The 26,449-nt window shown below is 60.6% G+C and carries 25 protein-coding genes; 14 read left to right on the top strand and 11 right to left on the bottom strand.

Going from position 1 to position 26,449, the window contains the following annotated elements:
• Positions 1 to 359: 359 nt before the first annotated feature.
• Together HNP33_RS08120 and HNP33_RS08115 are read right to left on the bottom strand one after the other, a co-directional pair.
• Positions 360 to 1,817 (bottom strand): hypothetical protein, encoded by a 1,458-nt coding sequence (locus tag HNP33_RS08120; RefSeq protein WP_184707150.1) that lies wholly within the window; start codon positions 1,815 to 1,817, stop codon positions 360 to 362.
• A gap of 55 nt (positions 1,818 to 1,872) precedes the next feature.
• Positions 1,873 to 2,232: a hypothetical protein gene (locus tag HNP33_RS08115; protein WP_184707148.1), complete on the bottom strand. Its 360-nt coding sequence runs from the start codon at positions 2,230 to 2,232 to the stop codon at positions 1,873 to 1,875.
• Here HNP33_RS08115 and hemA point away from each other — a divergent pair.
• The 6 genes from hemA (at position 2,231) to HNP33_RS08085 (ending at position 9,766) form a co-directional block, all read left to right on the top strand.
• The gene (hemA, locus tag HNP33_RS08110; protein ID WP_184707146.1) at positions 2,231 to 3,538 is read left to right on the top strand and encodes a glutamyl-tRNA reductase; all 1,308 of its coding nucleotides are present in this window, start codon (positions 2,231 to 2,233) and stop codon (positions 3,536 to 3,538) included. The two genes, HNP33_RS08115 and hemA, sit on opposite strands and share 2 nt — an antisense overlap.
• A gap of 117 nt (positions 3,539 to 3,655) precedes the next feature.
• Complete coding sequence (prfA, locus tag HNP33_RS08105; protein ID WP_184707144.1) at positions 3,656 to 4,741, top strand: peptide chain release factor 1; 1,086 nt, start codon at positions 3,656 to 3,658, stop codon at positions 4,739 to 4,741.
• A 20-nt stretch (positions 4,742 to 4,761) separates the two neighbouring features.
• Positions 4,762 to 6,792 carry a PEP/pyruvate-binding domain-containing protein gene (locus tag HNP33_RS08100; protein ID WP_184707142.1) on the top strand — a complete coding sequence of 677 codons (2,031 nt, stop codon included), beginning with the start codon at positions 4,762 to 4,764 and terminating at the stop codon, positions 6,790 to 6,792.
• 29 nt (positions 6,793 to 6,821) lie between these two features.
• Complete coding sequence (gene prmC / locus HNP33_RS08095; RefSeq protein WP_184707140.1) at positions 6,822 to 7,679, top strand: peptide chain release factor N(5)-glutamine methyltransferase; 858 nt, start codon at positions 6,822 to 6,824, stop codon at positions 7,677 to 7,679.
• Positions 7,680 to 7,773: 94 nt separating this feature from the next.
• Positions 7,774 to 8,094: a Grx4 family monothiol glutaredoxin gene (gene grxD / locus HNP33_RS08090; protein WP_184707138.1), complete on the top strand. Its 321-nt coding sequence runs from the start codon at positions 7,774 to 7,776 to the stop codon at positions 8,092 to 8,094.
• A 331-nt stretch (positions 8,095 to 8,425) separates the two neighbouring features.
• The gene (locus tag HNP33_RS08085) at positions 8,426 to 9,766 is read left to right on the top strand and encodes a hemolysin family protein (protein WP_184707136.1); all 1,341 of its coding nucleotides are present in this window, start codon (positions 8,426 to 8,428) and stop codon (positions 9,764 to 9,766) included.
• 161 nt (positions 9,767 to 9,927) lie between these two features.
• On the opposite strand, the gene HNP33_RS08080 is transcribed toward HNP33_RS08085, so the two are convergent.
• Positions 9,928 to 10,590: a lytic transglycosylase domain-containing protein gene (locus HNP33_RS08080; RefSeq protein ID WP_184707134.1), complete on the bottom strand. Its 663-nt coding sequence runs from the start codon at positions 10,588 to 10,590 to the stop codon at positions 9,928 to 9,930.
• Positions 10,591 to 10,630: 40 nt separating this feature from the next.
• Positions 10,631 to 12,376 (bottom strand): proline--tRNA ligase, encoded by a 1,746-nt coding sequence (locus HNP33_RS08075; protein WP_184707133.1) that lies wholly within the window; start codon positions 12,374 to 12,376, stop codon positions 10,631 to 10,633.
• A gap of 92 nt (positions 12,377 to 12,468) precedes the next feature.
• Here HNP33_RS08075 and HNP33_RS08070 point away from each other — a divergent pair, with 92 nt between their 5' ends.
• Positions 12,469 to 13,188, top strand: a complete 720-nt coding sequence (locus HNP33_RS08070; protein WP_184707131.1) for an RNA pyrophosphohydrolase — start codon at positions 12,469 to 12,471, stop codon at positions 13,186 to 13,188.
• Positions 13,189 to 13,296: 108 nt separating this feature from the next.
• On the opposite strand, the gene proB is transcribed toward HNP33_RS08070, so the two are convergent.
• The 4 genes from proB to rplU form a co-directional block, all read right to left on the bottom strand.
• Positions 13,297 to 14,436 (bottom strand): glutamate 5-kinase, encoded by a 1,140-nt coding sequence (gene proB, locus HNP33_RS08065; protein WP_184707129.1) that lies wholly within the window; start codon positions 14,434 to 14,436, stop codon positions 13,297 to 13,299.
• Between the two features lie 88 nt (positions 14,437 to 14,524).
• Positions 14,525 to 15,640 (bottom strand): Obg family GTPase CgtA, encoded by a 1,116-nt coding sequence (gene cgtA, locus HNP33_RS08060; RefSeq protein WP_184707127.1) that lies wholly within the window; start codon positions 15,638 to 15,640, stop codon positions 14,525 to 14,527.
• Positions 15,641 to 15,832: 192 nt separating this feature from the next.
• Positions 15,833 to 16,093 carry a 50S ribosomal protein L27 gene (gene rpmA / locus HNP33_RS08055; RefSeq protein ID WP_184707125.1) on the bottom strand — a complete coding sequence of 87 codons (261 nt, stop codon included), beginning with the start codon at positions 16,091 to 16,093 and terminating at the stop codon, positions 15,833 to 15,835.
• 29 nt (positions 16,094 to 16,122) lie between these two features.
• A complete protein-coding gene (gene rplU / locus HNP33_RS08050) occupies positions 16,123 to 16,434 on the bottom strand; it encodes a 50S ribosomal protein L21 (protein ID WP_184707123.1) in 312 nt (103 codons plus the stop codon).
• A gap of 270 nt (positions 16,435 to 16,704) precedes the next feature.
• Here rplU and HNP33_RS08045 point away from each other — a divergent pair, with 270 nt between their 5' ends.
• From HNP33_RS08045 to HNP33_RS08015, 7 genes are all read left to right on the top strand, one after another.
• Complete coding sequence (locus HNP33_RS08045) at positions 16,705 to 17,634, top strand: polyprenyl synthetase family protein (protein ID WP_184707177.1); 930 nt, start codon at positions 16,705 to 16,707, stop codon at positions 17,632 to 17,634.
• 163 nt (positions 17,635 to 17,797) lie between these two features.
• A complete protein-coding gene (gene pilB, locus HNP33_RS08040) occupies positions 17,798 to 19,534 on the top strand; it encodes a type IV-A pilus assembly ATPase PilB (RefSeq protein ID WP_184707121.1) in 1,737 nt (578 codons plus the stop codon).
• A 20-nt stretch (positions 19,535 to 19,554) separates the two neighbouring features.
• Complete coding sequence (locus HNP33_RS08035) at positions 19,555 to 20,775, top strand: type II secretion system F family protein (RefSeq protein WP_184707119.1); 1,221 nt, start codon at positions 19,555 to 19,557, stop codon at positions 20,773 to 20,775.
• A 2-nt stretch (positions 20,776 to 20,777) separates the two neighbouring features.
• Entirely contained in the window at positions 20,778 to 21,644 is an 867-nt protein-coding gene (locus HNP33_RS08030) for an A24 family peptidase (protein WP_325064918.1), read from the top strand.
• An 18-nt stretch (positions 21,645 to 21,662) separates the two neighbouring features.
• Positions 21,663 to 22,286 (top strand): dephospho-CoA kinase, encoded by a 624-nt coding sequence (coaE, locus tag HNP33_RS08025; RefSeq protein ID WP_184707117.1) that lies wholly within the window; start codon positions 21,663 to 21,665, stop codon positions 22,284 to 22,286.
• 9 nt (positions 22,287 to 22,295) lie between these two features.
• The gene (zapD, locus tag HNP33_RS08020; RefSeq protein WP_184707115.1) at positions 22,296 to 23,051 is read left to right on the top strand and encodes a cell division protein ZapD; all 756 of its coding nucleotides are present in this window, start codon (positions 22,296 to 22,298) and stop codon (positions 23,049 to 23,051) included.
• Between the two features lie 125 nt (positions 23,052 to 23,176).
• On the top strand, positions 23,177 to 23,389 hold the full coding sequence (locus HNP33_RS08015) for a DNA gyrase inhibitor YacG (protein ID WP_184707113.1): 213 nt from the start codon (positions 23,177 to 23,179) through the stop codon (positions 23,387 to 23,389).
• Positions 23,390 to 23,535: 146 nt separating this feature from the next.
• Here HNP33_RS08015 and HNP33_RS08010 read toward each other — a convergent pair whose 3' ends face one another.
• From HNP33_RS08010 to argJ, 3 genes are all read right to left on the bottom strand, one after another.
• Complete coding sequence (locus HNP33_RS08010; protein ID WP_184707111.1) at positions 23,536 to 24,015, bottom strand: NUDIX domain-containing protein; 480 nt, start codon at positions 24,013 to 24,015, stop codon at positions 23,536 to 23,538.
• An 18-nt stretch (positions 24,016 to 24,033) separates the two neighbouring features.
• A complete protein-coding gene (locus tag HNP33_RS08005) occupies positions 24,034 to 24,930 on the bottom strand; it encodes an ATP-binding protein (protein ID WP_184707173.1) in 897 nt (298 codons plus the stop codon).
• A 266-nt stretch (positions 24,931 to 25,196) separates the two neighbouring features.
• Complete coding sequence (gene argJ, locus HNP33_RS08000; protein ID WP_184707109.1) at positions 25,197 to 26,438, bottom strand: bifunctional glutamate N-acetyltransferase/amino-acid acetyltransferase ArgJ; 1,242 nt, start codon at positions 26,436 to 26,438, stop codon at positions 25,197 to 25,199.
• Positions 26,439 to 26,449 lie beyond the last annotated feature (11 nt).

The raw sequence follows: 26,449 nt of genomic DNA, 5'->3' as shown, positions 1-26,449 counted from the left end.
CTTTTACGAGTGGCATTTGCAATTTGGAGAGGCCAGACCGCCTTTAATCCGGAGCAACTATTGCCGAAAGTCGCTTGACGCAAAACATAGAACCTGACACAACCCAGCAAATCGCAGATTTGCGGTCAAGACGAGGCGCCGGGCCACGTCAGGCCGGGCCGCGTCAGGCCGGGCCACGCCAAGCGAAGCCGCAGGCAGTACAGACGTACGACAAGGCTTGGCGCCCCCGGCTAGGCGCCCCCGACTAGGCGCCCCCGACGAAGCAACAACGTATCAAGGGTTGTGTTAGCGGATCTTATAGCTATAAAACTGCCAAAGACTCTTATACCGCAGACGCCTGCCACTCATTTTTTTGATAATTACCGATCATCACCGGGCAGAACTGGCACCGCCCCCTCCGGTACAGGCCCTGCTGTTTTGCGGCGCATCCACACCCGCAGCCACCCCAGGCATTGCAATGCGGTCAGAACCACCAGCATATCAAGCGCCAATTGTGCCGCCCACAAATGCTTGCTCAGGTCGCGCACGCCCTCACCCAGCAGTGCGATGACGATCTGCGACACCACAAACAGCCCCAGCAACAGGCCCCCCGCCGCCAACGGGCGCAGCCCACCGGCATGGCGGCTGCGGCTGGCTGCAAAAAACAATACAGAGCCCAGTAGGAACAGCGGCGCCAGCGGCGTGATGGTGCGATCACGCACTTCGGTCATGCGCAGCAGCAAATCCGTCACCCCGGGGGCTTCGCCCTTCAGTCGCTTGAGATAGAAATAGTCAGGAAACACGTGGAAGTACCGCACCGTGAAATGGCTCGGCAACGCATAGGCGGCCAAGCGCCACAGAACTTGTGGGTGGTGCAGGTAAGGCCGCAGTACCTCGCCCTTGCCCAGCTTGGGCGTGACGGGATAACAGGTGTGCCCGGTACGTTTCACCTGGGTGCCGCCGGGGCCGGAGAGCGCATTGCCCCAGGCATCCAACCCGATGCAGGCGCGCTGGTCTGGCGGTACGCCCAGCTCATCGAGTTGCGCGGGCGTCAGCACCATGTAGGAGCCCAGGTATACGCCGTGGTAGGCGTTCAACTCGGCATTCTTGCCAATCAGCAAGGGCACCAGGCACACCACCTGCACAGCAAACAGCAGCTTGAGGAGAGCCTTGTCGGGCACCCTCCGCTGCCACCGGCTGGCAGCCCACACGCATACCAGCACCATCAGCGGCACGTAGAAATACTGCACCTTCGCCAGCCCGCATACGAAGGCCCCGAGGCCCAGGCATGCGAGCCGTACCGCCCGGCGCGACGCCAGCATGCCCACCAGAAGCAGCGGCAGCGCAATCAGGAACGCGTACTCGGCATAGAGCGACTGTGCCATGCCGATGTTGTGCGCCATGAAGAACGCCACAAGCCAGGCCAGGGCAAACACTGTGCACCATACCGCCCCACGCCCCAATGCCGCCGCGCATTGCCAGGCCAGCACGCCTGCATAGGCCAGCAGCAGCAACTTGGCTGCCAGTGCGGTGCGCGAAATATCAAACACCGCCCCCGGCAGGTAACGCTGCACCCAACCAGCTAACGTAAAGATGTGGGAAGCCAGCTCTGGATTGGCGGGTATGCGAAAGGGCTGCTCCGGCAGTGCCCAGCGAATACCGTCCCCCAACGGAGTCAGATACAGGTGGCCCACCACGCGCTGAAAATCATTGGTGTCGGCAAACAGCAAGGCCTGCGATCCAAAGATCAAGACTACGCCAGCCACTGCTGCGGCGAAGAAGCCAATAAAGAAAAGCCACCTGGAGCGGCGGCTTGGCGGGATCTGTGCGGTTGTCATTCCGCAATTATGTCGGAATTGTAAAGCTATCTATTGCTCAAAACCTGTTGACACGCTAACGCCGCCAACCACCGAGCACCGCCCATTGGCTGGTGGCGAGAGCCAATACCAGCAGCGCGTAACCCACCACGCTTCCGTCGCGTCCTTGCCACAGTAATGCTACAAAAAGCGCAGCACATCCCGCCAAAAAATGCAGCGCCAGTTGGCCGTACCACGGCAAGAGCGGCACCACCTTGCGCGCAAACACCCAGCGTGCAAGCACCAGAAGCACTGCCAGGAAGGCGGCCGGGGCACAGAAGTTCAGCAGATGCCACAGGCTGGCGATAGCAGGCATAAAACGAGGTGATTGATATAAGTCAAGGTGGTACTGACACGACAAGCGCTGGTTTGGCAGAGATTTTATAATCCATGCCATGGCAGTTTGGGCCCTGGGCATCAACCACACGACGGCACCGGTCGATATACGCGGCCGGTTTGCATTTGCACTCGACAAGATTGCGCCGACTCTGCAGAGTCTGCGCTCCTCGATTTCGGGTGTGCATAGCCACGCCGGCGTGGAAACCGCCATTTTGTCCACCTGCAACCGCACCGAGATTTACTGCGCTGCGCGAGAGCCTGCGCTGGACCACACCCTGCGCTGGCTGGCCCAAAGCGGCAACCTGCCGCCCGAGGCGCTGCAGAAATACACCTATTCCCTGCAGGATGGCTTTGCCGCACGCCATGCTTTCCGCGTGGCCAGCGGGCTGGATTCCATGGTGCTGGGCGAGGCGCAGATCCTGGGCCAGATGAAAAATGCCGTGCGTGCCGCCGAAGATGCTGGCTCGCTGGGCACCACGCTCAACCAGCTCTTCCAGCGCAGTTTTGCCATCGCCAAGGAAGTGCGCTCTTCCACCGAAATCGGCGCGCACAGCATCAGCATGGCGGCCGCTGCCGTGCGCCTGGCAGGCCAGCTGTTCGAGGATCTCACCAAGATTCGCGTCCTGTTTGTCGGCGCCGGCGAGATGATCGAGCTGTGCGCCACGCACTTTGCCGCCAGGCAGCCCGCGCACATCACCATCGCCAACCGCACCCTGGAGCGCGGCGAAAAGCTGGCCGCGCAGTTTGGCGCCAGCACCATGCGCTTGTCCGAGCTCCACGATCACCTGCACGAGTACGACGCCATCATCAGTTGCACCGCGTCCAGCCTGCCCATCATTGGCCTGGGCGCCGTGGAAAGCGCGCTCAAAAAGCGCAAGCGCCGCCCGATCTTCATGGTCGATCTGGCCGTGCCGCGCGATATTGAAGCCGAGGTCAAGGACCTGGGCGATGTGTATCTCTACACCGTGGACGACCTGGCCCATGTCGTAAAGGCCGGGCAGGAGCTGCGCCAGGCTGCCGTGGTGCAAGCCGAAACCATCATCGACACCGGCGTGCAGCGCTTTGTGCAATGGATGGACCAGCGCGCGCCCGAGGGCGGTGCAGTGCCGCTCATCCAGCAGATTCACGCGCAGGCCGACGTCTGGCGCGCTGCCGAGATCGAGCGTGCAAAAAAACGTCTGGCCAAAGGCGAAGACGTGGATGCCGTGCTCGAAGCCCTCTCGCGCGGCCTCGCGCAGAAAATGCTGCACGGCACCATGGCCGAGCTGCATGCGGGCGACGCCGATGCGCGTGCGCAGACTGCCGATGTGGTCTCGCGCCTCTTCCTGCGCAACCAGCGCGGCGGTCCCCAATCCGGCTTGTAGCGGACGCTGCACTTGCTGCAGCCATTCGCCTGTCCCCCTCTCCCCTTTGCTCCTGTTGTTGATTGCCTGCCACGCATCTGGTGGGCACTGCAGGGCTATCTGACACAAAGAATCATCATGAAAGACTTTCTCCGCCAGCAGCTGGAGCGCTATGCCGAACGCCTCAAGGAGCTGGATTTTCTGCTTTCGCGCGAAGACATCATGGCCGACATGCCGCAGTTCCTGAAGCTCTCGCGCGAGCACACCGATGTGGCCGCCGTGGCCGAGCGCTATGCCCGCTTTGTGCAGGTGGAATCGGACATCGCAGGCGCCCGCGAGATGCTGGCCGACCCGGACATGGCCGACATGGCACAGGAAGAAATCGCCAACGGCGAGGCCGAGCTGGAGCAACTGGCGGCCCAGCTGCAGCGCATGCTGCTGCCCAAGGACCCGGATGACGCCCGCCCTGCCTTCGTCGAAGTGCGGGCAGGCACGGGCGGCGATGAATCGGCGCTGTTTGCCGGCGACATTACGCGCATGTACACGCGCTACGCCGAACGCATGGGCTGGAAGGTCGAGATCATGAGCGCCAACGAGGCAGAGCTGGGCGGCTACAAGGAAGTCGTGCTGCGCATCGACGGTGGTGACAACGTATACGGCACCCTGCGCTTTGAAAGCGGCGGTCACCGCGTGCAGCGCGTCCCCGCGACCGAAACGCAGGGCCGCATCCACACCAGCGCCTGCACCGTGGCCGTGATGCCAGAGCCCGATGAGCAGCAGGCCATCACCCTGAACCCGGCCGACCTGCGCATCGACACCTTTCGCGCCAGCGGCGCGGGCGGCCAGCACATCAACAAGACCGATTCGGCCGTGCGCGTCGTGCACTTGCCCACCGGTATCGTTGCCGAATGCCAGGACGGTCGCAGCCAGCACAGCAACAAGGCCAAGGCGCTGCAGGTGCTGCAGGCCCGCATTCAGGAAAAAGAACGCAGCGAGCGTGCTGCCAAGGAAGCGGCCATGCGCAAGGGCCTGATCGGCTCTGGTGACCGCAGCGACCGCATCCGCACCTACAACTTTCCACAGGGCCGGTGTACCGACCACCGCATCAACCTGACCCTGTACAAACTGAGCTTCATCATGGATGGTGACCTGAAGGAGTTGATGGACGCCCTGCAATCGGAGCGCGAGGCCGAACTGCTGGCCGAGCTGGAAGTCAACCAGTAAACCCGTAAGACTGGCGCACCATGTCTACCCACCGCCCCGGTATTGCCCCGCGTTCAACCCTGTGCATTGCGTTGGCACTGGCTGCCAGCACTGCCTCAGCCCAGCTCGCGCGCAAGCCATCCATGTACGAAGACGGGCGCGCGGCTGGCACCGCCCCGCCGCAGGATCTGCTGGCGCGGCCTGCAGGCACGCCGACGCCCTCGCAAACCATGGGCAACCACAGCAGCCAGCCTTTTGCGACAGCACTGCGCAGCCAGGCGGAGTTTGACCAGCTCGCGCGCGTCTACAACGCGGGCACGCCGCTGGCCCAGCCGCACGTCATCTTCGTGATCGACCGCCAGGCCCGGCCAGCACCCCGTCTGTATTTCATCAATACCCCCCGTTTTCAGTTGCATGACCGCTTTCTGCGCGAGCAAGGCTTACTGGTGGGCGGCAAGGAGGCGCTCAACCGCAACTACCGTGATGCGGGCCGCCGGTACATTCTCGGCACCCTCAGCTGGCAGCCGCAGATCGAAGGCTTTGTGTACGAATTCTGGGAAGGCGACCAGCTGACCGCCACCCTGCTGCGCGAGACCGAAAGCCAGCTGCAAGGCAGCTTTTTTGCGTCCGTGCGCTTCAAGGCCAATTCGAGCGCGCAAGAGCAAGTGGCCACGGGCGCAGGCATCGCGCCGGTCACGCAAAGCGCCCTGATCGGCCAGCAGCGCTTCTTGCCGCTGAACCAGGGCCAGGCCGTAGGCCGCCTGCGCCTGGTGGACGATATCGACCAGGCACGCGACCTGCAGCCCAGCGACATCGTCGTGCTGCGCCAGGTGCCCATCACCCTGCCACCCGTGGCTGGCGTGGTGACCGAGCAGCTCTCCACCATGGTCTCGCACGTCAACCTGCTCGCCAAGGGCTGGGGCGTGCCCAATGCCTATGTGCGCGATGCCAGCCAGGTGCTGGCAGCCCACAACGGCCAATGGGTACAGCTGACCGTAGGCGCCAAAGACTACCAGCTGCGAGCCGCGACAGCCGACGAGCGCGAGAACGCCATCCAAAAAATGGCCCTCAAGCGCAGCGTTGCGGGCTCCAGCATCCACAAGGACACGCGAACGACCGCCCTGCAACCGCTGGCTGCCCTGCGTGCGCAAAATCGCAGTCAATGCGGGGCCAAGGCTGCCAATCTGGGCGAAGTGCGGCATGCCGCCATTGCCGGTGTCAATGTGCCGGACGGTTTTTGCGTGCCCTTTGGCAGCTACGCCAGCGCCATGCAGCGCTTTGGCCTGGCGGAAAAAATGGCGCGCATGCAGCAGCAACCCGGCTTTGACAGCGACCCCGCCGTGCGCCGCACTGCTTTGGCAGCACTGCGCGCCGAGATCGAGCGGATGCCGCTGGATGCCAGCCTCACCCAAAATCTGCAAGCACGCTGGGCCAACCAGTTGCAAGCAGCGGGCGTGTTCGTGCGCAGCTCATCCAGTTCGGAAGATCTGCCCGGCTTCAGCGGAGCCGGCCTCTACACCACCGTGCCCAACGTGAAGGGCGAAGCCGCACTGCAAGACGCCGTGCGCAAGGTGTGGGCCTCCATCTTCAATTTCGAAGCCTGGGAGGCACGCCGCGCCGCAGGCATTGCGCAGGACGCTGTCGCCATGGCCGTGCTGGTGCAAACAGCGGTGGATTCTGACGCCTCGGGCGTGATGGTGACGCGCGACCCGCTGGGAGGCACGCCGTACAGCGTCTTCATTGCAGCCAAGCGTGGCATCGGCATCCGCGTGGTGGAAGGCCGCCGCGTGGCCGAGCAGGTGCTGTACTCGCGCCGCAGCCGCGCCGTGCAGGTGCTCAGCCGCTCTGCCGAAGACACCGAACTGCGCCTTGCTCCCGGCGGCGGCGTGCAGGAAGTGGCAGTGGCACAGCGCCAGGTGCTGACGGACGCGCTAGTGCAGCGCCTGGCAGATGCAGGTGCGGCGATCGAAGCGCGCTTTGGCGCTCGCACGCAGGACATCGAATGGGCTGTGGCCGGTGACCGTATCCTGATCCTGCAATCCAGGCCTTTTGTGCAGTCTGCGCACAATTAGCAAGCGCAGACCGCTATCAATACATAGAAATGAATGCATCCACTTCCACGACGGTTGCCAAGGCGCTGGCCCAGGCCGCCGCCCAAGGCGTAGCGCGCATCGATGCGCAAATGCTGCTGCTGCACCTGTGCGGCCAGCCCACGCACAGCCGCGCCTGGCTCATCACCCATGATGGCGATGCCTTGACCGCCGAGCAAGCGGCACAGTGGCAGCAGCTGCTGCAACGCCGCGCAGACGGCGAGCCCGTGGCCTACCTGACCGGTCGCAAAGGCTTTTACGGGCTGGATCTGGCGGTGGACGCCCGTGTACTGGACCCCCGCCCCGACACCGAAACCCTGGTGGACTGGGCGCTGGAGCTGCTACCCGTCAACCGGGAAGGCCCGCCGCAGCTGCGCTTGGCCGACCTGGGCACCGGCAGCGGCGCCATTGCGCTGGCCCTGCAGCATGAACGGCCTGCCGCCGAGGTGTGGGCGGTAGATGCGAGCCTTGATGCACTGGCGGTCGCCAAAGCCAATGCAGCGCGGCTGCAACTGCCCGTCCGCTTTGCCCACAGCCATTGGCTGTCGGCGTTGCAAGGTGACTTTGATGCCATCGTCACCAACCCGCCCTACATACGCGCCGACGACCCGCACATGCCCGCGCTGCGCCATGAACCGCGCCAAGCGCTGACGAGCGGCGCGGACGGGCTGAACGATATCCGCCATATCGTAGACACGGCGCCGCAGTACCTGCGAAGCGGCGGGTGGCTGCTGATCGAGCATGGCTGGGACCAGGCGGGCGATGTACGCGCCCTGCTCGCAGCGCGGGGTTTTGCCCAGGTACAAAGCCGCAACGACCTTGCCGGCATCGAACGAGCAAGCGGCGGCCAATGGACTTCCGTGAAATAATGGTCTCCATCCGGCTTGATAAAGGGCAGTCTGCCCTTACCTAAGCGCTAATTCACACAACACTGAAACCACTCTCCCACGACGGAGCCAACCCATGAGCGATACCCAACAACGCATCGACCAACTGGTCAAGGGCAATGACATCGTGCTGTTCATGAAGGGAACAGCCAGCTTTCCACAGTGCGGTTTCTCCGGCCGTGCCGTGCAGATCCTCAAGGCCAGCGGCGTTGATGCCAAGAACATCACCACCGTGAACGTGCTGGAAGACCCCGAAATCCGCCAAGGCATCAAGGATTACAGCCAGTGGCCCACCATCCCCCAGCTGTATGTGAAGGGTGAGTTCATTGGCGGCTCCGACATCATGATGGAAATGTACGAATCGGGTGAATTGCAGCAGCTGGTGGCCGCGGCCTGATCCAGATCAATTCCTCACGAAAGCCGCCTGCGAGGCGGCTTTTTTGTGCGCGCCGCACGCCCCTGCAATGGCCTTGCCGCCGCTGACAGCAGGCGCATGCGGTAAGCTGACTGGGGTTTGGCATTGCGCCCTTCAAGAGCAGCAAGCCAGACCATGCCAATCCGGCCCTGCAAAGCCTGCAGCGCCGCCTTCACGAAAGCACTTGCCAGCCGATTGGCCGGCATGCGACCATTGAACAAATTTCAAGAATCGGCAGTGCCCGCACGCTCTGCCAACGCTTTCGCCGATAAATGCGAGCAGCCGGTCTGCACTGCTCCAACCGTTTTTGCTTATGAATGTGACGCAGAGCCTCCTCACCATTGCCTTGCTGATTGCCCTCAGCGCCTTTTTCTCCACGGCGGAGATTTCGCTGGCCGCTTCGCGCCGCCTGCGGTTGCGGCAAATGGTGGATGATGGCGATGCGCGAGCTGCCCTTGTCATTCGCACGCAAGAGCAGCCAGGCGAATATTTCACCGTGGCACAGATTGGCGTCAACGCGGTGGCCATTCTGGGCGGCGTGGTCGGCGAAGGCGCACTCACCCCCTTCTTTGCAGAATGGATCGAGCCCTGGCTGGGCTCCGAGCGTGCGGCCACCGTCGGATTTCTGGCCTCGTTCACTCTGGTCACTTCGCTGTTCATCCTGCTGGCCGATCTGCTGCCCAAGCGCCTGTCGATGACCGAGCCCGAGCGCCTGGCCGTACTGGTGTGCCGGCCCATGCAGTGGCTGATGGTGGTGTTCAAACCGCTGGTGTGGCTGTTCAACCGGCTGGCCACGGGCCTCACACAGCTCCTGGGCCTGCCCACGGTGCGAGACGAGCGCATCACCTCCGAAGACATCCTCGCGCTGACCGAAGTGGGCGCCAAGACCGGCCTGCTCGCCATCGGAGAGCAGCAGGTGATCGCCAATGTGTTTGAGCTTGACTCGCGCACCGTAGGCTCGGCCATGACGCAGCGCGACCGCATTGCCTTCTTCTACCAGGACGACAGCGACGACATCATCCGCGCCCGGATCGCCGAAGAGCCGTTTTCCACCTACCCCGTGTGCGTGGGCGATATCGACCACGTGGTGGGCTATGTCGATGCCAAGGACCTGTTCCAGCGCGTGCTGAACAACCAGCCCATCACGCTGACCGACGAAGCGCTGGTGCATAAGGCATTGGTGGTGCCCGACAGGCTGACGCTGGCCGAGGTGCTCACCCAGTTCCGCCAGGCGCACGAGGATTTCGCCATCATCGTCAACGAATACAGCCTGGTGGTCGGCGTCGTCACGCTGAACGATGTGATGAGCACCGTCATGGGCGATCTGGTCGGCCCGTCGGACGAAGAGCTGATCGTGCGCCGCGACGAGACCTCCTGGCTGATCGATGGCATCACACCGATCGAAGATGTGGAGCGCGCCCTGCTGCTGAGCGAGTTGCCGCATTCCGAAGAGTACGAGACCCTGGCGGGTTTCCTGATGGTGATGCTGCGCCGCATTCCCCGCCGCACGGACAAGGTCGTCTGGGGCAAGTACCAGTTCGAGGTGATGGACGTGGACAGCTACCGCGTCGATCAGGTGCTGGTGACCGTGGTCGATCCCAACAAGGTGCCCGACACGCCAGTGCCGCCAGCTACGACCGCACCGGTAGCCTGACGCATTGAGCCTTTTCGCAGGCATTGCATTCTCGCCGCGCCCTCTCTGGGGCGCGAGGTGCAATAAAAAACCACCTTGCGGTGGTTTTTGGCATTTTGGGGCCTTGACGTTTACTGGTTAAGCGCAAACAGCTATCTATCAAGGAGCAATCAGGTGATCGATCATGCTTCCGTCCTGTTTTCGAACAGCCACTGGCGCTGCGCGCCGTACACGAGGTTGGGATAGGTATCCTTGCCCCGGCTACCGTTGTAGCGGCCCAGCGCCATGAACAGGTCGCCGTTTTCACGGTCGATGTAGTGACGCAGGATGACGCAGCCAAAGCGCAGGTTGGTCTGCATGTGGAACAGCTTGCCCGGATCTCCGTCGCCGATCACCCGCGTCCAGAAAGGCATTACCTGCATATAGCCGCGTGCACCCACGTTGGACATGGCGTACTTGCGAAAGCCACTTTCCACCTGAATGAGGCCGAGCACCAGCGACTCGTCAAGGCGCGCACGCTTGGCCTCGTACCACACGGTCTGCAGGAAATCACGGCGCACTTCCCAATCCGGCTTGCGGCGGCGCAGGCGATCGCTCATCGAACCAAGCCAGCGCAGGTAGCGAATCTTGGCTTCGGTCGAGACGAACACCGGCTCGGGAGGCGCTGCACTGTTGACTGCAGCGCTGAGGGCCGAGCGCACGGAGTCGATCAAGGGCTCTTCCAGCTGGCCGCCCGCATGCGCGGCCTGCGGTGCAGCCAGCCACGCGCCCGGCCCCGCCAGCAGCGAAGCCATGGCCGCGCGGCGCGATACACCTGCGGATGAAACAATGGACGAACCCGTCATCTCGACAATCCCTCAGAACGACTCTGCGCTTGTGCGCTTTTTAAGATTTTTGAACGCGGCTGGTAATGAAGCCCAGCACATCGGCCACGGCCACCTTGGTGGCGGAAGTATCTCGGCGGTGTTGGTATTCCACCATGCCTTCCTGCAAACCGCGGTCGCCCAGCACCACGCGGTGGGGCACGCCGATCAGCTCCCAGTCGGCAAACATGGCGCCAGGGCGCTCGCCGCGGTCGTCCAGTATCACATCCACGCCCGCAGCCAACAAGTCTGCGTGTAGCTTTTCAGCCGCAGTCTTTACCGCTTCGCTGCGGTCCATGCCGATGGGGCAGACCACCACGGTGAAAGGCGCAATCGCGTCAGGCCAGATGATGCCGCGCTCGTCATGGTTCTGCTCGATGGCAGCGGCAGGCAGGCGCGTGACGCCGATGCCGTAGCAACCCATCTCGAATTCGGCAGGCTTGCCGTTTTCAGCGAGGAAGGTCGCCTTCATCGCCTTGGAGTACTTGGTGCCCAGGTAGAAGACGTGACCAATCTCGATGCCGCGCTCGATCAGCAGCTCGCCCTTGCCGTCGGGCGACTTGTCGCCTGCCACCACATTGCGCAGGTCGGCCACCAATTCAGGCTCGGGCAGATCGCGGCCGAAATTGACACCAGTCAAGTGATAATCCGCCTCGTTGGCGCCGCAAACCCAGTCGGCCATCACGGCCACATCGCGGTCCACCACCAGCTTGACGGGCTTCTTCAGATTGACCGGGCCCAGGTAGCCTGGCTGGCAGCCAAAATGGTCTTCGATCTCTGCCACGGTCGCAAAGCGGAAGTCGGCAAGACCTGGCACCTTGCCGACCTTGATCTCGTTCATGTCATGGTCGCCGCGCAGCAGCAAAAGCCAGACTTGGGTTTTGACGATGTCGCCCGCCTCGTTGCGCTCGTCGGTCGCCAGCACCAGCGACTTGACGGTGTTCTGCAGGGGCAGCTTCAAAAGCTCTGCCACATCGGCGCAGGTGCTCTTGCCGGGCGTGGCGGTCTTGGCCATGGCCTGCGCAGCGGCGGGACGCGCCTGGGCAGGCGCCAGGGCCTCAGCCTTTTCGATGTTGGCCGCGTAGTCGCTGTCTGGGCAGTAGACGATGGCGTCTTCACCCGTGGCAGCGATCACCTGGAACTCTTCGCTCAGATCGCCACCAATGGCGCCGCTATCAGCGCGCACGGCACGGTACTGCAGACCAAAGCGGTCAAAGATGCGCTTGTAAGCGGCGCGCATGGTCTGGTAGCTGACCTGGGCAGCGTCGCGGTCCTTGTCGAAGGAATAGGCGTCCTTCATGATGAACTCGCGGCCACGCATCAGGCCAAAGCGAGGGCGACGCTCGTCGCGGAACTTGGTCTGGATCTGGTAGAGGTTCTTGGGCAACTGCTTGTAGCTCTTGAACTCCTGGCGGGCAATATCCGTCACCACCTCTTCGCTGGTGGGTTGGATCACGAAATCGCGCTCATGGCGATCCTGGATGCGCAGCAACTCGGGGCCCATCTTCTCGAAACGGCCGGTTTCCTGCCACAGCTCTGCCGGCTGCACCACAGGCATCGACACCTCAATGGCGCCTGCTCGGTTCATCTCTTCGCGCACGATGGCTTCGACCTTGCGGATCACGCGCAGGCCCATCGGCATGTAGTTGTAGATGCCGGCACCGAGCTTTTTGATCATGCCTGCGCGGGTCATCAGCTGGTGGCTGACGATTTCAGCGTCCGCAGGCGCTTCCTTCAAGGTCGAAATGAGAAATTGCGAAGCTTTCATAGTCTGTAGCAATGAGCCTAGTAGTTGCCCGCTTGAAGATGGCTTCAAGGCGCAGGCATAATGGACACAGTTTAAAAAATTGGGGTTAGATTATGCTGGACCGAGATGGCTTTAGGCCAAACGTCGGCATCATCCTGCTCAACCAGCGCAATCAGGTGTTTTGGGGCAAGCGCATCCGCACCCACAGCTGGCAGTTTCCGCAGGGCGGTATCGACCGTGGAGAAACCCCCGAGCAGGCGATGTTTCGAGAGCTGCATGAAGAAGTGGGCTTGCGACCAGAGCATGTCCGTATTGTGGCTAGAACGCGTGACTGGTTGCGATACGAGGTGCCCGAGCGCTTCATTCGACGCGATGCAAGAGGCTATTATCGCGGACAAAAACAAATATGGTTTTTGCTCCAGTTAACCGGCAATGATTGGGATCTGAATCTGCGTGCCACCAACCACCCCGAGTTCGACGCCTGGCGCTGGAACGACTACTGGGTTCCGCTCGATGTGGTGGTGGAGTTCAAGCGCGGCGTATACGAGATGGCTCTGACCGAGTTGTCGCGCTATGTGCCCCGCCAGGACGCCCGCAACCGCTATCTGCGCAGCAATGCGCGCCAGCGCGACCATGAACATGGCGAGCACTTCCCCGCAGTGCTTCCCGCGCAGGCCGTGACGGAGACGCTGCAGGTGACTGTGACCACCACCACGGTCAGCTACCACTCGCCGCTGCGCATGATGCAGGAGATGGAACTGCCCCCCGGCGCCAGCTTTGACCCGGATCCGGCCAATGCCACCCGCAGCAATCCGCCTGCGGGCAAGGCATGACCAGCCTGGATTGCCCCTGAAAAACAAAAAGCGCCCACCCGGGCGCTTTTGTTTTGATAGCTCCCTGCCCCTTGTTACCGGGCATCAGCCGCCAATTTCACTGGTGGTTCAGTGGCCGGTCAGCACCATGTTGTCACGGTGGAGCATTTCGGGCTCGCCCATGTAGCCCAACAGTTGCTCGAACTCGCCAGAAGGCTTGCGGCACAGGCGGCGCGCCTCGGTACTGCCATAGTTGGCAAGGCCCCGCGCCAGCTCAACGCCTTCGGGGTCGCGCACGCCAATCACCTCGCCACGCGAGAACTCGCCATGCACACTGACCATGCCGATGGGCAGCAGGCTCTTGCCTTCGCCGCGCAGCTTTTGCGCGGCGCCGGCATCCACCGTCACATAGCCATGCATCTGCAGGTGATCCATCATCCACTGCTTGCGCGCCTGGTTCTTGTGGGTATCGGCCACCAGCAAGGTGCCAATCGCCTCACCCGCCACCAGGCGCAGCAGCGCGTTCGGCTCCCGCCCCCAGGCAATGACGGTCGATGCACCCGAGCCAGCCGCCCGCTTGGCGGCCAGAATCTTGGTCAGCATACCGCCCTTGCCGATGCCGGAACCGGCGCCGCCCGCCATGGCTTCCAGTTTCAGGTCCCCCGCCTGCGCCTCGTGCACAAACTGAGCGTCGGGGCTCTTGCGGGGATCGGCGGTGTAGAGGCCTTTCTGGTCTGTCAGGATCACCAGCACATCGGCTTCTACCAGGTTAGCCACCAGCGCACCCAGGGTGTCGTTGTCGCCAAACTTGATTTCGTCGTTGACCACGGTGTCATTCTCATTGATCACCGGCACCACGCCCAGCTGCAGCAAGGTCAGGAGCGTGACACGCGCATTCAGGTAGCGCTCGCGGTCTGCCAGGTCAGCGTGTGTCAGCAATACCTGGGCACTGCCCAGGTTCTGTTCGCGCAGCTTGGTTTCGTACATCTGCACCAGGCCCATCTGGCCAACGGCAGCAGCGGCCTGCAGCTCATGAATCTCCTTGGGGCGCTGGTGCCAGCCCAGGCGCTTCATACCCTCGGCAACGGCGCCGCTGGAGACCATGATGACTTCGCGCTTGATGCCGTCATCGCCATGCACCAGGGCTGCAAGCTGGCGGCTCCATTCGGTGATGGCACCTTCATCCAGGCCCTTGCCTTCGTTGGTAACCAGACTGGAGCCGACCTTGACCACGATGCGACGAGCGTCGCGCAGAACATTCGATGCCATTTTTTTGCTATTTCTGGCGTTTGCGCCCGCCTGGCAAGCGCAAGCAGCTATCAATAAATGAGTTACCTAGGAATGCAACGGCCGCCGCTCAATCGGGCGACGAAAACCGCGGATCGTCCGAATAATCGGGTTGCTCAAGCTCTGCACCCGCTACAAAACGCGGATCCACTTCTTGCGGCTCCTGCTCAGCCTTTTGCATGCTGTGCACGAACTGGAAGATTTCCTTGATCAATGACTCGCAGCCTTCGCGCGTCAAAGCCGAGATTTCGTACACCGGCCCCTTCCACTTGTAGCGTTTGACAAAGTCCTTGACCTTGGCGGCACGCTCTTCCACCGGAATCATATCCAGCTTGTTGAGCACCAGCCAGCGCGGCTTGTTGTAGAGCTCTTCGTCGTACTTTTTCAACTCGGCCACGATCGCCTTGGCCTGTGCCACAGGATCCACGCCCTCGTCGAACGGCGCCAGATCGACAATATGCAGCAGCAAACGCGTACGCTGCAGGTGGCGCAGAAACTGGTGGCCCAGGCCCGCACCATCGGAAGCGCCTTCGATCAGGCCAGGGATATCGGCCACGACAAAGCTCTTCTCAGGCCCCACACGCACCACGCCCAGATTGGGGTGCAAGGTGGTGAAAGGATAGTCGGCAATCTTGGGGCGGGCGTTGGATACCGCAGAGATGAAGGTGGATTTGCCCGCATTGGGCATGCCCAGCAGACCCACGTCTGCCAGCACCTTCAGCTCCAGCTTCAGGTTACGGCGCTCACCTTTCCAGCCCGGCGTTTTCTGGCGTGGGGCGCGGTTGATGGCGCTCTTGAAACGCAAGTTGCCAAAGCCGCCATCCCCCCCTTTGGCGATGGTGATCACCTCGCCGGGGTTGAGCAGCTCAAAGAGCACTTCGCCGGTTTCGGCGTCGGTGATGATGGTGCCTACTGGCATGTGCAAGGTGATGTCCTTGCCTGCCGCGCCAAACATGTCCGACCCCTTGCCGTGCTCACCGCGCTCGGCCTCATGGCGGCGCGAGTAGCGGTAATCGATCAAGGTATTGAGATTGACGTCGGCCAGGGCGTACACATGGCCACCACGGCCGCCGTCGCCACCATCGGGGCCACCGAATTCCTTGTATTTTTCGTGGCGGAACGACACACAGCCATTGCCACCATCGCCAGCCGCAATGTCAATAAACGCTTCATCTACGAATTTCATGGTCGTTATCCACCCGCCCAGATACCGGGATTACGGGATTTGTCTGCTGCACTTTGCCAGCCTGTCCGGCTGCAGCGCTGCCAAAACCTACATTGTCGCATCCACGGCAACGCGGTAAGGCCCAAAAACACCAAAGCCCCGACGACGCGGGGCTTTGACCAAGGGCCGAAGCCCTGGGGAACACTTGTTGTCTTAAGCAGCCTTGGTGATGCTCACCGTGTGCTTGGACAGAGCGCCCTTGGTTTCAAAGGTCACGTGACCATCAACCAGAGCAAACAAGGTGTGATCCTTGCCCACGCCGACATTGGTGCCGGGGTGGAACTTGGTGCCGCGCTGGCGAACGATGATGGAACCTGCGCTGATCAATTGACCACCGAAAGCCTTCACACCCAGCATTTTTGGCTTGGAATCACGTCCATTTCGCGTAGAGCCGCCGCCTTTTTTCTGTGCCATGAGATATAGCTCCTGTTAAGCTGCCAGCATTAAGCAGCAATTGCACCGATTTGCAGTTCAGTGAACTGCTGGCGATGGCCTTGGCGCTTCTGATAGTGCTTACGACGACGCATCTTGAAAATGCGCACTTTGTCGTGCTTACCATGGGCTACCACCGTAGCCTTAACCGTTGCACCGGACACCAAGGGCGTGCCGATCTTCAGTTCTGCGCCGTCGCCGACTGCCAGAACCTGATCGATCACGATTTCTTGGCCTACGTCCGCAGCAATCTGTTCTACCTTGATTTTTTCGCCGGAAGCAACGCGATACTGCTTGCCGCCGGTTTTTATGACCGCGTACATATGAACCTCTAAAAGGGGATAAGCTTGCAAAGAAATTTCGCAAGAGCCGAAGATTCTATCACGGAGCATCAAAAGCCGCAAGCGACGCTCTGGCCCCACTTGTTGGAGCCCTGTAAAGTGCACATCACCAAGGTTGGAACCGGGGCATGTGCACAAGCATGGCTGCCACGGTTTCTATAATGCTGCATCCATAAAAATACTGAGATAGCCGCCTTGTCCGAGTCCAACACCACCACTCAGCCCCATCCTCTCAGCCTGGTCGCAGACGATATGCGTCAAGTGGACGCCGTCATTGCCCACCGTCTGAGCTCCTCGGTTCCACTGATTGGGGAGATTGCGCACTACATCATTTCGGCAGGTGGCAAACGGCTGCGCCCCGCATTGCTGTTGATGGTGGCCGGTGCACTGGGCTACAAGGGGAACCAGCACTTCAATCTTGCAGCCGTGGTGGAGTTCATCCACACCGCAACCCTGTTGCACGATGATGTGGTTGACGAATCGACCATGCGACGCGGCAAACCGACGGCCAATGAGAGCTTTGGCAATGCAGCCAGTGTACTGGTCGGCGACTTTCTGCATTCGCGCGCCTTCCAGATGATGGTGGACGCAGACAGCATGCAGGTGATGCAGATTCTCTCGGAGGCGACCAACATCATCGCTGAAGGCGAGGTGCAGCAGCTCATCAACACCCACAATGTGGATCTGGACGAGGCCGGCTATCTGGCCGTCATCCGCTCCAAGACCGCCAAGCTGTTCGAGGCCAGTGCGCGCCTTGCCGCTGTGCTGGCAGGCGCAGATACAGGCATCGAGACCGCCTGCGCCAGCTACGGCCGTGCGCTGGGCACCGCATTTCAGGTGATCGATGATGCACTGGACTATGACGGCGACACGGAGGTGATGGGGAAAAACATCGGCGACGATCTGCGCGAAGGCAAGGTCACCCTGCCCTTGATCATTGCCATGCAGCGCGCAACACCTGCGGATCGCCAGTTGATTGTGAGTGCCATCGAAACCGGCTCCACTCCACACATGGCCGAGATTGTGCAAATGGTCAAGGCCACCGGCGCCCTCGACGCCACCCGTGCAGCTGCAGGCCAGCAGGCCCAGGAAGCCATCGATTGCCTGAACCAGCTCCCCCAAAACACCTATACCGAAGCCTTGCGCAGCCTGGCTTCACAGCTGCTTACACGGCGGGTGTAAGCATAGCCACGGCTTGTAGCCGCTTGGTCAATCAAAGCAAACTGTCGTACATCCACTGCAGACGGGCAAGGAGAGCCGGGGCTTTTTTTGTTAAATCCTCGAACAACTGCTACAGTTTCCGGAATACGCAGAGAGGCTATCGACGATAGGCGTAACCGATTACATGGCTGATAACACCACAAATTCTCCAGCACCCCCCATTGCACTGCCGGGCATTGCCCGTGCCTTGGTCGCCAGCGGCAAGCTTCCGTTGGCCAAAGCCGAGGCTTTGTATGCAAGCAGTATCAAGAGCAAAAACAGTTTCATTGGAGAGTTGGTTGCCAGTGGCGCCGTTTCAGGCATCGATGTTGCAACCATCATTTCTTCCGTCTACAGCGTTCCACTGATCGATCTGGACGCTGTTGATGCAGATCGCCTGCCCAGCGGACTGCTGGATGCCAAGGTGGTATCCAGCAACAAAATCATTCCCCTCGCCAAACGAGGCAACCGTCTGGTTGTGGTCACTGCAGACCCCACCGACCATTCTGTGGCCGAGCAGATCAAGTTCACCAGCCAGCTGAGCGTGGACTGGGTCGTTGCAGAGCATGCCAAGGTCACAAAGCTGCTGGAAACGATAGCCAAGCAGGGGGGAGACAGCCTCAACGACATCGTTGGAGATGTCAATCTCAATGAGTTTGAGGTTTCGGAAGACACGGAGTCTCCAGACAAGAACACCAACGAAGAGATGGACGTCGAAGATGCGCCCATCGTCAAGTTCTTGCAGAAGATGCTGATCGATGCGTTCAATATGCGCGCATCCGACCTGCACTTCGAGCCCTATGAGCACAACTACCGCATCCGCTACCGTATTGACGGTGAATTGCGGGAGATTGCATCACCTCCGCCAGGCATCAAGGACAAGCTCGCGTCCCGTATCAAGGTGATTTCACGGCTCGACATCTCCGAAAAGCGTGTGCCTCAGGACGGGCGCATGAAGCTGAAGATCGGCGCGGACCGGGTGATCGATTTTCGTGTGAGCACCTTGCCGACCTTGTTTGGCGAGAAGATCGTGATCCGTATTCTGGATCCGAGCAGTGCCAAGCTGGGCATTGATGCCCTGGGCTATGAGCCTGTTGAAAAAGAGCGTCTGCTCGATGCCATCAAGCGCCCCTACGGCATGATTCTGGTGACCGGCCCGACCGGCTCCGGCAAGACCGTGTCGCTTTACACCTGCCTCAACATCCTGAATACGCCAGCGGTCAATATCGCCACGGCAGAAGACCCGTCGGAAATCAACCTTCCGGGGGTCAATCAGGTAAATGTCAATGAAAAGGCAGGACTGACCTTTGCGACGGCGCTCAAGGCCTTTCTGCGCCAGGATCCCGACATCATCATGGTGGGTGAAATCCGTGACCTGGAAACGGCCGATATCGCCATCAAAGCTGCACAGACCGGCCACTTGGTGCTGTCGACGCTGCACACCAATGATGCGCCCACCACGCTCACGCGTATGCGCAACATGGGCATTGCGCCCTTCAACATTGCCTCCAGCGTGATCCTGATCACCGCGCAGCGTCTGGCGCGGCGCCTGTGTCCCAATTGCAAGCGGCCGACCGAAATTCCACACGAAAATCTGCTGGAAGCCGGATTCACCGACGAGGATCTGGATGGCACCTGGATGCCGTATGAAGCTGTGGGATGCGACGCCTGCAACAATGGCTACAAGGGACGGGTCGGCATCTACCAGGTGATGCCGGTGTCCGAAGAGATCCAGCGCATCATTCTGCGCGATGGCAGTGCACTGGAGATCGCAGAGCAGGCCGAGGTGGAGGGCGTGCGTTCGCTGCGCCAGTCCGGCCTTCACAAAGTCAAAAAGGGATTGACCTCGCTGGAAGAGGTTCTGGCCGTCACCAACGAATAAAGCAATGAGGGCAGGGAGAAATGGCAACAACCGTCAATAAGAAAACATCGAACGAAGCCGTTTACGAGTGGGAGGGCAAAGACCGCAACGGCAAGATCGTGCGCGGTGAAACCCGCGCCGGCGGCGAAAATCAGGTGGTCGCATCCTTGCGACGCCAAGGCATTTTGCCGTCCAAGATCAAGAAGCGCCGCATGCGCTCGGGCAAAAAGATCAAGCCCAAGGATATTGCGCTGTTCACACGCCAGCTGGCCACGATGATGAAAGCAGGCGTGCCACTGCTGCAGGCCTTTGATATCGTGGGCCGTGGCAGCACCAACCCCAGCGTGACCAAGCTGCTCAATGATATTCGCAGCGATGTGGAGTCGGGTTCATCCCTCAGCACCGCCTTCCGTCGCCATCCAATGCAATTCAATGCCCTGTATTGCAATCTGGTGGAAGCCGGGGAAGCCGCTGGTATTTTGGAAAGCTTGCTGGATCGTCTGGCCACCTACATGGAAAAGACCGAAGCGATCAAGAGCAAGATCCGCTCGGCGCTCATGTATCCAGCAGCGGTGATCATTGTTGCTTTCGTGGTGGTTTCCATCATCATGATCTTCGTGATTCCTGCTTTCAAAGATGTGTTTTCATCGTTCGGCGCTGATTTGCCGGGCCCTACCCTTATCGTGATGGGCATCAGCGACTTTTTCGTCAAATACTGGTATCTGATCTTTTTCGGCATTGGCGGCGCCGTGTATTTCTTTCTGCAGGCCTGGAAGCGCAGCGAAAAAATGCAGCGCTTCATGGACCGCTTGCTGCTGCGCTTTCCCATTTTTGGCCCGTTGGTCGAAAAATCCTGCGTGGCCCGTTGGACCCGTACGCTGTCAACCATGTTTGCGGCTGGTGTTCCACTGGTGGAAGCCCTGGACTCTGTGGGCGGCGCTTCCGGCAACTCGGTTTTCGCTGTCGCTACCGAGAAAATCCAGCAGGAAGTCTCGACCGGCACCAGCCTGACGGTTGCCATGGCCGATGCCAATGTGTTTCCGTCGATGGTCATCCAGATGTGCGCCATTGGCGAAGAGTCCGGCTCCATCGACCACATGCTGGGCAAGGCAGCTGATTTCTACGAGGCCGAGGTTGATGAAGCCGTCGCCGGTCTGTCCAGCCTGATGGAGCCCATCATCATCGTGTTCCTGGGCACGATCATCGGCGGTATCGTGGTGTCGATGTACCTGCCTATCTTCAAGCTCGGTCAGGTGGTGTAAGCGTGGCGGAAAGCTCTTTGTATGTCGCGTTGTTTGCGCTGCTGGGTCTGCTGGTCGGCAGTTTTCTGAATGTGGTGATCCATCGCCTGCCCATGATGCTGGAGCGGCACTGGAAGCAGGATGCACAGGCGCTTTTGGCGGGGGACGCTGAAGCGCCAGCGGTGGAGGCTGAAGCTGCCGCCGCAGATCGCTTCAACCTGTGTACCCCTGCTTCGCGCTGTCCGCATTGCCAGCACCAAATCCGCTGGTTTGAGAATATTCCCATCGTCAGCTGGCTGTTCCTGCGCGGCAAATGCAGCCAGTGCAAAACAGGCATCTCTGTGCGCTACCCCTTGGTGGAATTGGCCAACGGACTGCTGTGGGCCTATTGCATTCACCGCTGGGGACTGACCGCCACTGGCGCGGCCTGGTGCTTTTTCTCGTCCATGCTGCTTACTGCAGCCCTGATTGACTGGGACACCACACTGCTGCCGGACGACCTGACCCTGCCCCTGCTCTGGGCTGGATTGCTGTGCAGCGCACTGGGCTGGATTCCAGTCTCGCTCAAGGATTCGCTCTATGGTGCTGCCGCAGGGTATCTGTCGCTGTGGAGCATCTACTGGGCCTTCAAGCTGCTGACAGGCAAGGAAGGCATGGGCTATGGCGACTTCAAGCTGCTGGCTGCGCTAGGGGCCTGGTTTGGCTGGCAGGCTCTTATTCCAATAGCGCTGTTCTCGTCAGTGGTAGGCGCCGTGATTGGAATTGGCCTCAAAATCTTTTCCAGCCTTCGGGAAGGCGGCTATATGCCGTTTGGCCCCTTCCTGGCGGGCGCCGGTTTTTTGGTGATGTGGTTTGGCACCGGCATCATTGACCGCCTGCTGCAGCCCTGATGCGGGAATCCGAAAGCGATGAAACCCCGCATTGGCGTCACAGGCGGTATCGGAAGCGGCAAAAGCACGGTCTCCGAACGATTTGCGCAACTGGGTTGCGCCGTCATTGATGCCGATGAGATCGCCCGTGGCCTGACGCTGCCGGGCGGAGCCGCCATTGCAGCCATCCAAGAGCAATTCGGCGCGCATTTCATCACCCATGAAGGCGCACTCAACCGCGCTCAGATGCGCGAAGCCGTGTTTCAGGATCCGGGCGCCAAGCAAAGGTTGGAAGCCATTCTTCATCCCTTGATCCAGCGCAGCATCTTTGATCGCTATGCGCATGCCTGCGAGCATAGCGCTGCAAAAGTGGTGATTTTCGATATCCCACTTCTGGCCGAATCGCAGCAATGGAGCCCGCGGCTGGACCAGGTCATCGTTGTAGATTGCGAGGAGCGCACGCAATTGGCCCGCGTGCAGGCGCGCAGCCAGCTCTCTGCCGAGGCGGTGGCTGCCATCATGGCGCAACAGGCGAGCCGCGAGCAGCGCCTGCGCAAAGCCGACTGGGTCATCTGGAATGAAACGCTCTCGTTACAAGCGCTAGGCGATGAGGTCCTGGGCCTATACAATGAATTGATAGCAGTCCTTCCGCTCCAACACTAGCATCTTTCCGTGATTGTTTACGAGTACCCATTCAACGAACGCGTACGCTCCTACCTGCGGTTGGAGTATTTGCTGCGCCGGCTGGATGTACTTCTGCAGCGCAGCACTGATGTCGATCACCATTTCGCCATCACCACGCTGTTCGAGATCATGGATGTGGCCTCGCGCACTGACTTGAAAGCCGATCTGCTCAAGGATCTGGAACGCCAGCGCCAGCAGTTCAATGCCTACCGTGCCAGCCCCATGATTGCCGTCGACATGCTCGACAAGGTCATCGCGCAGCTGGACGGCGCGCACTCCCGGCTGAGAGAGCAGACCGGCAAACCCAGCCAGTTGCTGATCGAGAATGAGTGGCTGATGGCCATCCGCAACCGTTCGGGCATCCCCGGCGGCACCTGCACTTTCGATCTGCCCAGCTACCACACCTGGCTGCATGCCGACAGCGAACTGCGGCGCGCAGATCTGCAGCGTTGGACCGAGCCTTTTGAGCCGCTGGCCAGTGCACTCTTTCTGCTTCTCAAACTGTTTCGAGATGCTGGTACGCCACAACGTATTGCGACGATACGTGGGCAGTTTCAGCAAAACCTTCCCCAGGGCCGTACCTACCAGTTGCTGCGCCTGCAGCTTGATCCCCAGGCGGGGCTGGTGCCAGAAATCAGCGGCAACCGGCTGATGATCTCGATCCGCATGCTGCACAAGGCCGACAATGGCCAAATGGTGCTCACCCAGCAGGATGGCCAGTACGAAATGGTGCTGTGCGCTTGAGCGTGAGCGATTGGCCTTTTTACTGAAATTGGCTCCAGCACACACCAGACATACGCTGATCGCTATGGTTTTCTACAAAGCTCATGGCGCAGCAATGGTTGGAGGGCCCCGCCTACAATCTCTGCATGAGCACAACCACGGACCACGCCACCCCAGCCATCACCTGCCCCCAATGCGGCGGCCCCTCCAGCTTTGCCAAGAGCAATCGATTCCGCCCGTTCTGCAGTGAACGCTGCAAGATGATTGATCTGGGAGCCTGGGGCAACGAAGATTTTCGCGTGCCCGCAGAATCACCGCCGCTGGATGCGCAATATGGCGACCCGCGCCACGAAGACTAGCCTTGTTCGATTCTCAGAATAAGAGCTGACAGCGTACAGCCCCCTATTCATACTGGCTATCTATTAAACCTGAAGCCTCAAAGTAGCGCTCGCCCCTCGCTATAAATCTCAGAGCAACAATGCCGGGGGCAGCAACGCACCACTGGCTACAGGCCATCCGCCAGGGCCGCATTGGCGTATTGCGCCACATCAAACGGCAGCCCGCGCTCTTCGCTCAGCCATTGCAGTACCGGGAACGACCCTTCCAATACGGGCTGCACAGTCAGCGGCAACTGCTGCCAGGACATCTGCTGGCCCTCACGCATCTCGAATTCGCCCGTCCATTGCGTCACCTTGCACCAATGCAGGCGTACCAGCGCATGCGTATAGCTGTGCTCCGTCACCTTCCAGGCGATGCAGTTGGCGATGGTGATGCCCAGCTCTTCCTGCAACTCTCGGCGCAAGGCCTGCTCCACCGTCTCGCCTTTTTCCAGCTTGCCGCCAGGAAACTCCCACCAGCCCGCGCGCGGCTTGCCTGCCGGGCGGCTGGTGATCAGCAGCGCGTTGTCGCTCTCGCGGATCAACACGCCCACGGCCACTTCCGTGTATTTGCGAGGCTCTGCGCCAGTTGTGGATAACTCAGTCACTTTTCACCCAATTTCTGTTCAATCTTCTTCGGCCTCTTCACCCAGGTCGGCTACGTCGGCAATGCGGGCTCGACCTTCTGCCTGGCGGTTGGCTCCTCGGCCCGCCCAATCGCGTGCAAACTGGTGCGCCACCCGGCCGCTGCGCGATCCGCGCTCCAGCGCCCAAACCAAGGCCTCGGGGCGGGATGCTTCAATCTCATCGGCCGACACGCCCAGCGCTGACAGCCACTGCGCCACCACGCGCAGGTATTCATCCTGGCTGAAGGGATAGAAGCTCACCCACAGGCCAAAGCGTTCTGACAGCGAAATCTTCTCTTCCACCACCTCACCCGGGTGGATTTCTCCGTTCTCGCCCTTTTGCTGCGCCAGGTTGTCCGTCATGTACTCGGGCAGCAGGTGGCGCCGGTTGCTGGTGGCATAGACCAGCACATTGGGCGTGGCAGCGCTCACCGAGCCATCCAGAATCGACTTCATGGCCTTGTAGCCAGGCTCACCTTCTTCAAAGCTCAGGTCATCGCAATAAATGATGAACTTCTCCGGGCGGCCCGCCACCACATCCACAATATCGGGCAAGTCGGTCAGATCGGCCTTGTCCACCTCGATCAAGCGCAACCCCTGGGGCGCATAGCTGTGCAGACAGGCGCGGATCAACGAAGATTTGCCTGTGCCACGCGCACCCGTCAGCAGCACGTTGTTGGCAGTGCGTCCTTGCACAAATTGCTCGGTATTGCGTGCAATCTTGTCTTTCTGGACATCAATGTTCTGCAAGTCGCTCAATTGCATGGCCCCCACATGGCGCACCGGCTCCAGTACGCCACAGCCGTTGGCGCGCTTGCGGTAGCGCCAGGCAATGGTGTCATTCCAGTCGAGAGGTGCCTGCAAGGCCTGGGGCAGCACAGCCTCAATGCGCTGCATCAGTTGCTCGGCGCGTACCACCAGACGCTCCAGAGGCGAAAAGGAAGAATCCAAGGACACGATAACGGTCTCCGATTTACTATATTTTCAATAGCTGCTTGCGCTTGATGGACAAGCACCAGAAGGCAATAACGCTTAAAAATACCACAATACAAAGCACAAAGAGCCCGCAGGCCCTTTGGGGATGTATCGCAAGCCGCGCGAGCTATCCTGCCCACTACAGATGGATGCTAAGGCCCGCAGCACTGCAACGGCCCTTGCTCTCATCAAGAGCGGTAATCCGCGTTGATGCTGACGTAGTCGTGGCTCAGGTCGCAGGTCCACAAGGTGGTATTGGCCGTGCCGCGGCCCAGCTGCACACGCACCACGATTTCCTGCTGCTTCATCACGCGCTGGCCATCGGCTTCTTCATAGGAGGGGTTGCGACCACCCCGGGTGGCCACATGCACATCGTCCAGGTACAGCTCAATCTTGGTCTGATCGAGATCTTCAATGCCCGCATACCCCACCGCGGCCAGAATGCGGCCCAGGTTGGGGTCGCTGGCGAAGAAGGCGGTTTTGACCAGTGGCGAATGGGCAATCGCATAGGCCACCTGGCGGCATTCTTCTTCATTGCTGCCCTGTTCCACCTCAATCTGGATGAATTTGGTGGCACCTTCACCATCGCGCACAATGGCCTGCGCCAGCTTTTGCGCGACATCGCGCAACGCGGCCATCAAAGCCTGGCCGTCGGCGCTGTTCCAATCAGTCACCGCCGCATTGCCTGCTTGGTTGGTAGCAACGACGACAAACGAATCATTGGTCGAAGTATCACCATCAATGGTGATGCGGTTGAAGGACTGGTCTGCCAGTTGTTTGGCCAGTGCAGGCAACAGCGCTGCGTCAATGGCGGCATCCGTTGCCAGAAAACTCAGCATGGTTGCCATGTTGGGGCGGATCATGCCAGCGCCCTTGCTGATGCCGGTGACATGCACTGTCTTCCCGCCCACCACAGCCTTGGCAGAAAACGCCTTGGCAATAGTGTCGGTCGTCATGATGCCTTCCGCCGCCTTGGCCCAGTTGCCAGGCTGCGCGTCTGCAATGGCGGCGGGCAGACCAGCGGTGATGCGGTCTACTGGCAGCGGCTCCATGATCACGCCGGTCGAGAACGGCAGTACCTGTTTGGCATCGATCTTCAGCAAGGTCGCCAGCGCATCGCAGGTGGCATTGGCACGGGCCAGTCCATCAGCACCCGTGCCTGCATTGGCATTGCCGGTATTGATGACCATGGCTCGAATGGCGCCACCTGCCTTGCCGCGGACAGCCAGGTGCTCGCGGCAGATCTGCACGGGAGCAGCGCAGAAACGGTTTTTGGTGAACACCCCTGCCACGTGGCTGCCTTCGTCAAGCAGAAACACGGTCAGATCCTTGCGGTTGGCCTTGCGCACACCGGCCTCCGTCACACCAATGCGAACACCGGCGATCGGTGCCAGATCCTGCGCCACAGGGGCTTTCAAATTGACGGGCATGTCAGTCTTTC

This window comes from Comamonas odontotermitis (assembly GCF_014207855.1).
Classification (GTDB): domain Bacteria; phylum Pseudomonadota; class Gammaproteobacteria; order Burkholderiales; family Burkholderiaceae_C; genus Comamonas; species Comamonas odontotermitis_A.
Note: the sequence above shows the minus strand (reverse complement) of the source record. Positions and strands in the feature narration are given on the sequence as shown.